The 12,548-nt window shown below is 40.9% G+C and carries 9 protein-coding genes; 4 read left to right on the top strand and 5 right to left on the bottom strand.

The window, feature by feature from the left end; translation table 11 throughout:
• Nucleotides 1-872: 872 nt before the first annotated feature.
• Genes dprA through NQ505_RS05785 form a run of 3 tightly spaced genes read right to left on the bottom strand, consistent with a single transcriptional unit; the run spans nt 873 to nt 3,730 of the window.
• Nucleotides 873-1,997, bottom strand: coding sequence for a DNA-processing protein DprA (gene dprA, locus NQ505_RS05795; RefSeq protein ID WP_004322956.1), 1,125 nt, complete (start codon nt 1,995-1,997; stop codon nt 873-875).
• Entirely contained in the window at nt 1,994-2,395 is a 402-nt protein-coding gene (locus tag NQ505_RS05790; RefSeq protein ID WP_009001199.1) for an acyl-CoA thioesterase, read from the bottom strand. The genes dprA and NQ505_RS05790 overlap by 4 nt, the downstream gene beginning before the upstream one ends.
• Before the next feature lie 45 nt (nt 2,396-2,440).
• Entirely contained in the window at nt 2,441-3,730 is a 1,290-nt protein-coding gene (locus NQ505_RS05785; protein ID WP_004302691.1) for a peptidase U32 family protein, read from the bottom strand.
• A gap of 124 nt (nt 3,731-3,854) precedes the next feature.
• Between NQ505_RS05785 and dusB the strand changes: the two genes are divergently transcribed.
• Nucleotides 3,855-4,850 (top strand): tRNA dihydrouridine synthase DusB, encoded by a 996-nt coding sequence (dusB, locus tag NQ505_RS05780; RefSeq protein ID WP_009001200.1) that lies wholly within the window; start codon nt 3,855-3,857, stop codon nt 4,848-4,850.
• A gap of 90 nt (nt 4,851-4,940) precedes the next feature.
• Here dusB and NQ505_RS05775 read toward each other — a convergent pair whose 3' ends face one another.
• Both NQ505_RS05775 and NQ505_RS05770 read right to left on the bottom strand, forming a co-directional pair.
• Complete coding sequence (locus NQ505_RS05775; protein ID WP_004324044.1) at nt 4,941-5,906, bottom strand: phosphatase PAP2 family protein; 966 nt, start codon at nt 5,904-5,906, stop codon at nt 4,941-4,943.
• Complete coding sequence (locus tag NQ505_RS05770; RefSeq protein WP_004322948.1) at nt 5,897-6,904, bottom strand: NAD-dependent epimerase/dehydratase family protein; 1,008 nt, start codon at nt 6,902-6,904, stop codon at nt 5,897-5,899. Before NQ505_RS05770 ends, NQ505_RS05775 begins: the two co-directional genes overlap by 10 nt.
• Nucleotides 6,905-6,948: 44 nt before the next feature.
• On the opposite strand from NQ505_RS05770, the gene NQ505_RS05765 reads away from it, so the two are divergent.
• The 3 genes from NQ505_RS05765 (at nt 6,949) to NQ505_RS05755 (ending at nt 12,519) form a co-directional block, all read left to right on the top strand.
• Nucleotides 6,949-7,551, top strand: coding sequence for an RNA polymerase sigma-70 factor (locus NQ505_RS05765; RefSeq protein WP_009001201.1), 603 nt, complete (start codon nt 6,949-6,951; stop codon nt 7,549-7,551).
• A 62-nt stretch (nt 7,552-7,613) separates the two neighbouring features.
• Nucleotides 7,614-8,777, top strand: coding sequence for a FecR family protein (locus NQ505_RS05760; protein WP_009001202.1), 1,164 nt, complete (start codon nt 7,614-7,616; stop codon nt 8,775-8,777).
• Between the two features lie 151 nt (nt 8,778-8,928).
• On the top strand, nt 8,929-12,519 hold the full coding sequence (locus NQ505_RS05755; protein ID WP_009001203.1) for a SusC/RagA family TonB-linked outer membrane protein: 3,591 nt from the start codon (nt 8,929-8,931) through the stop codon (nt 12,517-12,519).
• The last annotated feature ends 29 nt before the right edge of the window (nt 12,520-12,548 follow it).

The following is a 12,548-nucleotide window of genomic DNA, read 5'->3' as shown; positions in this document are numbered from 1 at the left end:
CTTATTATAACTCATCAAATATATTAATATTTTTCCACAAATTAGACATTAAAACAAAATAAATTACTATCTTTGTCACACTAATTAAAAGCAAATCACAATAAGGATTATTCCGTTGTGAAAACATTCAAGGTGGGGCATTTGCCTCGCCTTTTTTGTACTACTACAAACAAAACATCCCATATCAGCAGATAGGTTATATCATCCTTCAACACCAAATTCTTCGAATGAATCACATAATCTCCTTCTATACATTTATGAGAACTTTTTGTTGATTTTCCCCAATAGTCCTCGTAACACTTTTCTTTATTATATAAAATTTATGCTCCGTAGTGACAAGCATTAGTGTTATAGCATTCTCATAAAAGCATTCATTGGTAGTCATTGAATTTGACAGCAAAAAAATCCACCATGGCTATTATGAAAAGATAATTCTATATATTACACAGCAACATACAAGTACACATTTTCCTTTAAAAGGAACACCTCGTTGGTTTTAAAGGAACGATGCCTTGGTTTTAAACCAACGGGGCGTTCCTTTTAAACCAACAAAGCACTTATTTTAAGCCTTATTTCACGAACCCTTCGAATGACCATGAAAACATATTCAAGAAAGCTTGCATTTCTTTCCATTACTTACCATGAAAGTGCCAAACTTTATCCATTAGAAGTGCGTCGTGTCCGATAACAGTGAAAATCAGTGAAAGAATTTAAAAGAGAAACAAATACAACAGAATTATTTGGAAAGAATAAGTTGAACGCTTACATTTGTCATGTGATTTTTTTCATAGTATTAGATTTAAGGTTAACAAAGGTTGGAGCAAGGCGTTGCTCCTTTTTTTATATCCATATATGAGGTTAGTCTATACGAGTTAATTCAATAACTGATACATTCCTCCTGCCAATACACGAACTACTCCTTTCATTTCCAGTTCAAAAAGAATAGCATTTATCTTATGTACGGGAATATCTGCTTCTACTACCAGAGAATTAATCTGTAAATTCCCCTGTTTCTCCAGAATAGAGACAATCTTCTGTTCTTCTTCGGACAAGTCGAGAAAAAGACTACGTTGCACATTTACTTTTTCGGAAGAAGTTGTTGGTATATTCCATCCCATTGCCTGTACAAGATCTTCAGCCGATAATAGTAAGGAAGCCTTATTATCTCTAATCAACCGATTACACCCCTTTGAATATTCATCATTTATCCGGCCGGGAAAAGCAAAACAATCGCGATGATAGCCTTCAGCAAGTTCAGCAGTGATTAATGAGCCTCCTTTTTCTGCCGATTCAATGACAACCGTAGCATCACACATACCTGCGACAATGCGGTTACGACTGACGAAATTATGTTTGTCGGGATTCGTACCGGACAGAAATTCGGTCAATAGTCCTCCTTTTTCGAGCATATCAATGGCTGTTTTCCGATGGACATAAGGATAAATACGATCCAGACCGTGGGCAAGGACACCTACCGTAGGCAGATCATTGACCAGCGCTTCACGATGCGCATGAATATCGATTCCGTAAGCAAGTCCGCTGACTACCAACACATCAGGACAAAGTGTTTTCAGATCGCGTAAGAAAGAGGCGCAAATCCGGGTACCATAATCAGTGGCATTACGAGTGCCTACCATATTTATTATATGCAGGGAATTCAAATCGGTATTTCCTTTAAAGAAAAGGACAATAGGAGCATCTTCACATTCCCGCAAACGGGAAGGATAAGCCTCGTCATGGAAAGTCAGGCAGGAGATCCGGTTCTTCCGGATAAATTCATATTCCTGTTCGGCACGGATCACAGCTTGTGGACAATCCAACGCATCTACCACCCGTTGACTCACTTCAGGAATACGTTCCGGTATTTCTTTACGCAGACGGAAGACATCAACAGCATTATTCATTCCGTCTATCAGATGTTTCGCCCCTATGTGCCCAATACCGGGCACCATTGTCAGGGCGATACTATAAATCTGTTCTTCCTCGGAACTGCTCATTTCAGGTAAGGGGCAAAGACGCTATCGAATAATTCGCTGTCACTCAAACGTCCGTTTACCACACATACCGTTTCAACAGTGGATTTCACTACTACTTTATTATCACTCTTACGGAAAATATCCTGATAGAATACATATTTGATACCTTCCTTCTTCATATAAAGTTTAGAGACAAACTCGTCTCCGCTTTTCAACGACGTTTTGAATGCCATATTAATGCGTGCCACTACCGGATCGACTCCCTGTTCGTGGAGTGCAGCAAAACTGATGCCTACCGACGTCAGAAACTCATGGCGGGTATGTTCCAGATAATGCTGATAGTTCGCATTATTAACAATCCCTTGAAGGTCGCACTCGTAATCACGCACCTTCATTTCCAATTCATAAATATAGTTCATCAGTTAAAAATTGAAGATTAAAAATTAAAAGTTGAGAAATAGCAGTTAGCCTCTCTTTTGCTCAATATCGAGTCCTTTGAACTTCTTCAGTTCTTCGGTTGATACCAGTTTATACAGCTTGTCACTGGGGCGTATCTTATCTGATTTCATGGAGAAGTGCTGGCCTTTCTTCACAGTCTGCACGGATTCCAAGTCAACACGGGCTTCTTCCAAAGTCATGAATAGAGCACCTGTGGTCGGTCCGGTAATGAGAAGTTTATCGCCTACGCTAACTTCCGCAGCCTCTACCAGAAATTCGGAAACTCCAATGTTAGAGAAGTATTTGATACCTTTACCTACATATATCTTACGTTCCGTAGCTGCCGAACCATAGTTTCTGGTCCATTCGCCTAAACGTTGTCCCAAATAATAGCCATCCCAAAAGCCGCGGTTGAATACTGTTTTCAGACGTTCGTCCCAAGCTGCAATCTTTTCATCGGTAAATGTTCCTTCCAGATAAGCTTTGATAGCCTCTTTGTAACATTCTACCACTGTACGCACATATTCAGGTCCACGGGCACGGCCTTCAATTTTGAATACACGCACACCGGCATCCAACATCTTATTCATAAAGTGGATGGTCTTCAAATCTTTCGGTGACATGATATATTCGTTATCAATATCCAGTTCCACATCCGTCTCTTTGTCACGGACTGTATAGGAACGGCGACACACCTGCATACAAGCGCCGCGATTGGCAGAATGGTTCATCTCATGCAAAGAGAGGTAACATTTACCCGATACAGCCATACAAAGCGCACCGTGACAGAACATCTCAATGCGAATCTGTTCACCGCTCGGACCACAAATATGTTCTTCCTGAATCTGGCGATAGATTTCGGCTACCTGCTCCAGATTCAACTCACGGGCCAATACTACCACATCTGCAAATTGTGCGTAGAATTTTAAAGCCTCTGCATTGGAGATGTTCAGTTGAGTGGAAAGGTGTACCTCCTGCCCTATCTGACGGGCATAGTTCATCACCGCCACATCGGCTGCAATCACCGCAGAGATTCCGGCTTCCTTGGCTGCATCGACAATGGTATGCATCAATGGAATATCTTTATCATAGATAATCGTGTTGACCGTCAAGTAGCTTTTCATCCCGTGTTCATCACACGTACGGGCGATCTCCCGCAAATCATCAATCGTAAACGTATTGGCCGAACGGGCACGCATGTTCAGGTTTTCTATACCGAAATAGATAGAATCGGCACCTGCCTGAATAGCCGCAGCAAGAGATTCGCGCGAACCGACAGGAGCCATTATTTCAAAATCTTTCAAACTAAGACTCATAGAATATATACTTATTTGTATCAGTTAAGCAAATGAATGCGTACAAAGGTAGGCTTTTTTCCGTATTTTTGCAGCGAAAACAAGAAGTTACTTCAATCATAAACAGTAAATATCAGATTCATATATGAAGATAGGCCAAATAGATTTGGGTAAATATCCCATCTTACTTGCTCCGATGGAGGATGTGACTGATCCGGCTTTCCGCCTGATGTGCAAGAGGTTCGGAGCAGATATGGTATACACCGAATTTGTGTCGAGCGATGCGCTGATTCGCGCTGTCAGCAAGACTGCGCAGAAACTAAGTATCAGTGATGCCGAACGTCCCGTTGCCATCCAGATATACGGGAAAGATACGGAAACGATGGTGGAAGCTGCCAAGATTGTGGAACAGGCACAACCTGATATTCTGGATATCAATTTCGGATGCCCGGTAAAAAGAGTAGCCGGAAAAGGAGCAGGAGCAGGTATGTTACAGAATATCCCCAAGATGCTGGAGATCACCCGTGCGGTAGTAGATGCGGTGAGAATCCCCGTAACGGTCAAGACCCGCCTAGGATGGGATGCTAACAACAAAGTAATTGTAGAATTAGCAGAACAGCTACAGGATTGCGGCATTGCTGCACTGACTATACATGGCCGCACCCGTGCACAAATGTACACCGGAGAAGCAGACTGGACATTAATAGGCGAAGTGAAGAATAATCCACGGATGCATATTCCTATTATCGGTAATGGTGACGTGACGACGCCTAAACGCTGCAAAGAGTGTTTTGACCGTTATGGAGTAGATGCTGTCATGATTGGTCGTGCCAGCTTTGGTCGTCCATGGATATTCAAAGAAGTGAAACACTATCTGGAGACTGGTGAAGAATTACCACCGCTAAGTTTCGACTGGTGCATGGAAGTTCTTCGCCAGGAAGTGGTCGACAGTGTAAATCTACTTGATGAGCGCAGAGGTATTCTGCACGTACGCCGTCATTTGGCTGCCAGTCCATTATTCAAAGGAATACCTAATTTCCGTAATACGCGTATTGCCATGTTACGGGCAGAAACAAAGGAAGAGCTTTTCCGCATATTTGAAGAAATCACTTCCCAACGTAAAGAGAATCCGGAAATTTAATCCACCATAGATCATAATCTTCATCCGCAAACTCTGACTCCTGCGGATGGAGATTATCTGTTTCAAAATACAGAAGTATATTCCTATTTTCTACTTAAACATCGGTTGTGCAAACCACTTCTTAAACATCCAGGTCACAACCACATACAATAGGAATGCAGAGAAAAATCCTACAATAGCATCAATCACATAATGCGCCTGAATATATACGGTAGCCCCGCAAAGCAACATATAGAAAGGTATCAGACAAGCAAACAATTTCTTACTGCCACGCCATGCCATAATCATCAAAATGGTAGAAATGCCGACGTGCGAACTGGGGAATGCTGCCGTAGGACGTTCGCCTACCTGCTGCGAACCTTCCACTAAGCTATAAAAGAATCCATGCTGATAACCCGGTCCGGGAAGTAATTCCTGATTATGATTGAAATAGTCACCGATAGCAGGAAAAAAACCTTTAGATACATTATCAATCCCGATAGCAGGGAAATAGAATTGAGGCCCTGCAACAGGAACGAATATATAAATCAGATAATAGATAAAGAAAGAAGTGACGAGAACAAAAGACATCTTTTCGAACCACTCAAACTTATAAATGAAATAAAATAACGCCACAATCAGCATCATAGGATAATAAAAGAAATATCCCATATTAAATGCCTCACTGACAATAAGATGCGGAAACGTATGGCAAAACCAGATAGCAGGCTGACCATTGAAAATAAACTCCTCGGCAGTTGCAAATACATGGTCTAAATTCGGAAAGAAACGATTGAACTCGAAAGTATCCGGATACCAGTAAGACAATAGACTCATCTGGATAACAATGCGCACAAACGCTGAAAACTTACAGGGGGCAAGACGATAAAGATACATCAACAAAAAGGTCATCGCCGCGATCATAGCCCTATCCAGCAACATGTGCCATGGATGATCCATTCGCTGAAACAGGAATAGAATCAATATGGAAGTCAACAGATTATAAATCAGTGTAATCTTTTCCACAGCAAACAACCCTTTCCGGGTTTCTACGCGCTTAAATAAGTCTAAAGCCATCCTTCATTTTTATACCAGGCAATGGTTTCACGAACTCCCTTTTCCAAATCATATTCGGGTACATACCCAAGTTCTTTCATTACCGGGGATATGTCGCATTGCCAGTTGCGTTGTTTCATTATCTTATATTTATCCGAATTCAGGGTACTGCTCCTCCCGGAACGTGTAGCAATGAATTCAGCGAACAAAGATATAACTTTTAGCACAATTAATGGACATTTCAAGTGAAGAACAAACGGATTGCCCAATTCTTTTTGTATCAGATCCGAAAAGGCACGACTTTTATAGATTTTCCCATCTGTCAGGAAATACGCCTTTTGAACCACTTTTTTCTCCATTCCCAGAAAAATCGCCTGCACAATGTCCTTCACATAAACAAAAGTCAAGTCCTGGCGTCGAAAACCGACCGAAAAGTCTACATGCTTCTGAATGGACTTGGCCATCAGGAAATAGTCTGACTCACGGGGACCATAGACTCCCGTAGGACGATAAATGACATAAGGAAAACCGGGAATACTCTGAATATATAATTCCGCTTTCAATTTACTCAATCCATAAGCCGTATTAGGCATCGGAGTATCTTCTCCGCTTATCGGAGTATAATCCTTCTCACGTACAGGTCCGAATACACTCAACGTGCTAATATATATAAACTGCTTCGGAACCATATTCAATTCCTTCAGCGTGTCTATAAAATATTTAGTCTGAAGATAATTCACATAATCAAAGGTCTTTTTATCAGAACACTTTGTCACACCGGCGCAATGGATGATATAATCAAATTTGCTGTAAGTACCTTTATGCCCGGAGAGTTGGGCGCGAAGCTCATTGGGATGTGCAAAGTCCAGTTCCAGAAAGTGAATTTTCCGGTTCTTTAAATACCTCTTGCTACTCGTGGGACGAATTCCGGCCCACACACCAAACTTTCGTTTCAACGCTTCCTCCACGATGAAACTTCCTATAAAACCACTTGCACCTGTAATTAAAACACTCTCCATTATTACTTCCCTGGTTCTACATGAATATTGATTCAAAAAATATGATGCCACAAAGATACGATAAATATAAAATAAAAGCCATTTTGCTTTTCTCAATTATTATTTGTTTATTTGCAAGGCAAATTATTTACTATTCAACACTTTTAAGGCACGTGGAAGATAAGGCTGATTTTGATTTTCTTTTTAAGGAGTACTACCCTCAACTTTATTATTATGCATTTCATCTGATTAATAATATGGAGGCTAGTAAGGACATCGTAAGCGATGCTTTCGAATTTATCTGGACCAATTATGCCAAAATTGATAAAGCCACAGCCAAATCTTATCTATATGTTTATGTCCGTAACAAAAGCATTGACTTCCTACGCCATCAGAACACTCATGAACAGTACATACAAATCTATTCCGAACTGACTAAAAGTTATGTTGAGACGGAATATCAGGAGCAGGATGAAAGAATGATGCACATCAGTAAAGCCATGGAAAAACTGACTCCACATACAAGACACATTTTAGAAGAATGCTATATCCAACGTAAAAAATACCAAGAAGTGGCAGAAGAACTGAATATTAGTGTCAGTGCAGTAAGAAAGCATATCGTGAAAGCATTGCAGGTGATACGCGAAGAATGTGCAAAAAAAACATAAAGTAGGTGTCTTTATTTTATGATTAAACGTAATATAAACAAGTATGATACAGTCGAACAGCAATGAACAAAGATATCGACCATATAAATAACACAGATGAATCTGTGGAAAAGGCACTCGACATCATGGAGAGCCTTTCTGAAATAAGTGACGAACAGCTGCAAGAGATACTTGAAGATAAAGAAGCTCTGCAAACTTGTCGTGACATTATGGATAGCAGCCTCTTCCTGCGACAAAAAAGCAGAATAGAACTCCCCAATGTGGATATGGAATTAGAGCGATTCAAAAAACGCCAATATTCTGTACGAATGCATTCCAACCTCTGGAAAACGGGAATTGGAATAGCAGCCATGATCGCCATTTTATTCGGAGCTTACTACTTAATCAATAGTCTGACAACTCCTGTCCTCGAACCAATTACCGTATTCACCGCTGATAACACTCCCCAGCATATTACGCTACAAAAAGATAATGGAGAAAAGATCGTACTAGACGAACCGCAATCAACTAATCAAGCCCTGCCCCAGAAAGTCATCTCAAAATCGGAGAAGAAAGAACTGGACTACAGACAGGTCATTTCAACAACTACACAAACACACGTACTTACCGTCCCTCGCGGTGAAAGCTTCAAAGTAGTGCTATGTGACGGCACGGAAGTCTGGCTCAATGCTAATAGTAATTTTGTCTATCCTACAGCTTTTATTGGCAACGAACGTATTGTCACTTTGGAGGGTGAGGCTTATTTTAAAGTAACCAAAGATCCGAAGCGGCCTTTCATCGTAAAAACCAAGACAGTACAGACCCGTGTTCTCGGTACCGAATTTAATATACGCAGCTATACCCCCGAAGATACTCACGTAGTACTCATTAACGGGAAAGTAGAAGTCAGCAATACCAAAGGAGGATCATATACCAGACTCTACCCGGGCGAAGATGCACATCTTCAATCTGACGGCAATTTCGTTCTGGCAGAAGTAGATCTGGACTCTTATGTTTATTGGAAAGACGGCTATTTCTATTTTGATGATGTCACATTGAAAGATATCATGCAGAATCTGGGACGTTGGTACAATGTAAACATAGAATTCAGAAATAAAGAAGCGATGGAGTACAAAATGCACTTTATATCCGATCGTACGAAAGACCTGGAACATACGATCTCATTACTTAATAGAATGAAAAAAGTGACAGTCACCTTGCAAGGCAATACGCTCACTATAGATTAACTTTCTATTGCATAAATATTACAGATTCATACAGATAATAGCAATTTATCACTTTTATTAAAAAATAATTCGCAAAAGGGGTATCCATTTTTTCAACTCATACGCACTAGTATTATAAACATATCCAAATAGTGTTATTAAAAACAAACGTATGAGAAAAAATTGGAACCTATTTATTGTGTGTTTTCTATGCGTATTATACTTTTTGCCCTACCAAGTAGGAGCCCAGACGCAACCACAAAAGAAAATCACAATTGAATTTAGTAACGAACGTCTGCCGTCCGTACTAAAACGCTTGGAAAAGATATCCGGATACAAAATCCTCTTTACGTACGACGATGTGAAGAAGTTCACCGTTTCCGGTTCTGTAAAAGACAAGAGCCTGGAACAGACACTCGATGTTATCCTTAGTAATAAGCCATTAGAATATCACATTGAAGATCAATTTGTCACTATAACACCTAAAGGTCCCTCCAAACAGGCAAAAGTGTTCAATGTAAAAGGGGTAGTTATTTCAGGCGATGACAACCAACCTCTTATCGGAGCAACGGTTCTTATCAAAGGAAGCAAATCCGGCGTATTAACAGACATGGACGGAAAGTTTTCTATAGAAAACGTATCTAATAAGTCCGTTCTGCAATTCTCCTATATAGGTATGAAACCGCAGGATCTTACTCCGGCCCCAAGCATGAGTGTAACCTTGATGCCAGATGTACAAACGCTGTCTGAAGTAGTAGTAACGGGTATGCAAAAGATGGACAAAAGGTTATTTACCGGAGCTACCAACCAACTGACAGCAGAAAACGTGAAACTGGACGGCCTTCCTGATATCAGCCGTGGATTGGAGGGACGCGCAGCCGGTGTATCAGTACAGAATGTATCGGGAACTTTCGGAACTGCGCCAAAAATCCGTGTCCGTGGAGCAACTTCCATCTATGGCAGTTCAAAGCCATTATGGGTGGTAGACGGAGTAATCATGGAAGATGCTATTGACGTAGGTCCGGATGATTTATCTTCAGGTGATGCAGAAACGCTAATCAGTTCTGCCATTGCCGGTTTAAACTCTGATGATATTGAAAGCTTTCAAATATTAAAGGATGGTTCCGCCACTTCCATCTATGGTGCACGTGCCATGGCGGGAGTTATTGTAGTGACTACCAAAAAGGGAAAAGCAGGAGTCAGCAAGATTAGTTATACCGGTGAATTCACTACCCGCATGATACCCAGTTACAATGAATTCAACATCATGAATTCACAAGAACAAATGGGCATATATAAAGAAATGGAACAAAAAGGTTGGTTGAACAGTGGAGACCTTTTTCGTGCGAAAAATAGTGGTGTATATGGCCGGATGTATAGATTAATAGACCAGTTTGACGAAAGTAACGGACAATTCGGTTTAGCCAACACTCTTGAAACACGTAATGCCTATTTACGTGAAGCCGAAATGCGCAATACGAACTGGTTTGATATATTGTTCGAAAACAATATGACGCAGAACCATTCTGTCAGTATCACATCCGGTTCCGAGAAATCCTCATTCTACGCTTCATTGAGTGCCATGCTTGATCCGGGATGGTATAAACAAAGTGAAGTAAAGCGTTATACAGCAAATCTGAATACAAGTTATAATATATACAAGAATTTATCTATCAGTCTGATTTCCAACGCATCTTACCGCAAGCAGAAAGCACCCGGAACGATGAATTCCTCCCTAGATGTCGCATCAGGAGAGGTCACCCGTGACTTTGACATCAATCCTTACTCGTATGCATTGAACACCTCACGTACATTAGACCCCTCTACTGACTATATAGCCAATTATGCACCGTTCAATATCTTACAGGAACTAAACAATAACTACATCGAACTTAACGTGACCGATGTAAAATTTCAGGGAGAACTAAAATGGAAAGTGATTCCGGAACTGGAAATCAGTGCATTGGGAGCTGTCCGTTATCAAGCCTCCTCCCAGGAACATAATATTCTTGATGACTCCAACCAGGCCATAGCATACCGTAGTGGACTGGATGATGCTACTATCCGCAAAGAAAACGGTTGGCTTTACACCAATCCCGACAATCCTTATGCATTGCCAATTTCCGTACTTCCTGAAGGAGGAATTTATCAACGTCAAGACCGCAAAATGCTGGGGCTTGACTTTCGCAGCACCATCTCATGGAATCACTTGTTCGCAGAGAAACATATCACTAATTTCTTTGCCGGCATGGAAATTAATAACTTACAAAGGTCATATTCTTCTTTCCAAGGCTGGGGAATGCAATACTCAATGGGAGAAATTCCATCCTATGTATATCAATTCTTCAAGCAAGGCATCGAAACCGGGAATAAGTATTATTCACTCAGTCATTCGGAAACCCGTAGCGTAGCAGGCTTTGCAAATGCTACTTACTCGTACGATGGCCGTTATACAATTAATGGTACTTTCCGTTATGAAGGAACAAACCGTATGGGACGCAGCCGCTCTTCCCGCTGGCTACCAACCTGGAATGTATCCGGTGCATGGAATGCACACGAAGAAAAGTTCTTTCAAGCGTTAGAGCCTACTTTATCCAACCTGACACTGAAAGCATCCTATTCACTAACTGCCGACCGTGGACCTGCCGATGTCACCAACTCACAGGCAATCATTCGCAGTTTCTCTCCTTATCGTCCTTTCACCGATATTCAAGAGACAGGTCTATATATTGAAGACATCGAGAATAGTGAACTGACTTATGAGAAGAAACATGAACTTAATCTGGGGATTGATATCGGATTCATCAACAACCGGATTAACCTGTCTGCTGACTGGTACACCCGTAACAACTACGATCTGATCGGTTTGATTCCAACTCAGGGAGTAGGAGGAAGTGTATATAAGTTTGCTAACGTAGCTTCTATGCAATCTCATGGAATCGAATTCACTCTCTCAACCAAGAACATTAAAAAAGAGAATTTCTCCTGGAGTTCTGACTTCATCTTCTCATACGCCAAGAATGAAGTAACTGAATTAAAAGGGCGCACACGTATGATGGAACTTGTATCCGGCAGCGGATTTGCACGTGAAGGCTATCCGGTACGCGCACTCTTTTCCATTCCCTTTGCCGGATTGAACAGTAATGGTATGCCCCAGTTTAATATTAACGGGAACATCACCTCAACAGATATCAACTTCCAGGAACGTGAAAAGCTGGACTATCTGAAGTATGAGGGACCGACAGACCCAACCATTACAGGAAGCTTTGGAAATATATTCACCTATAAAGGTTTTAAACTGAATGTATTCATGACTTATTCTTTCGGGAATGTAGTTCGTCTGAATCCATATTTCAACTATAAGTATAGTGATTTGAGTGCTATGCCCCGCGAGTTTAAAAACCGCTGGACAGTTTCCGGTGACGAATCCAAAACCAATATCCCTGTTATATTAAGCAGCCCGCAGTATGAAGCCAACCGAACTTTATACAAGGCTTACAATGCATACAACTACTCTACAGAACGTATTGCTAAAGGAGATTTTATTCGTATGAAAGAGATATCTGTGACTTATGATTTTCCGCAGAAATGGATTTCTCCGATAAAGGTGTCCAATTTATCTCTGAAACTGCAAGCTACAAACCTATTCTTAATCTATGCTGATAAGAAACTGAACGGTCAGGACCCTGAATTTTTCAATACCGGTGGAGTAGCTTCACCTGTTCCTCGTCAGTTCACATTAACAGTGAGACTAGGGCTTTAAGAACAATACAGTTATCTATATAAAAAACA

It is taken from the genome of Bacteroides sp. D2 (assembly GCF_025147085.1).
Lineage (GTDB): Bacteria > Bacteroidota > Bacteroidia > Bacteroidales > Bacteroidaceae > Bacteroides.
This window is presented reverse-complemented; position numbering and strand designations above follow the sequence as displayed.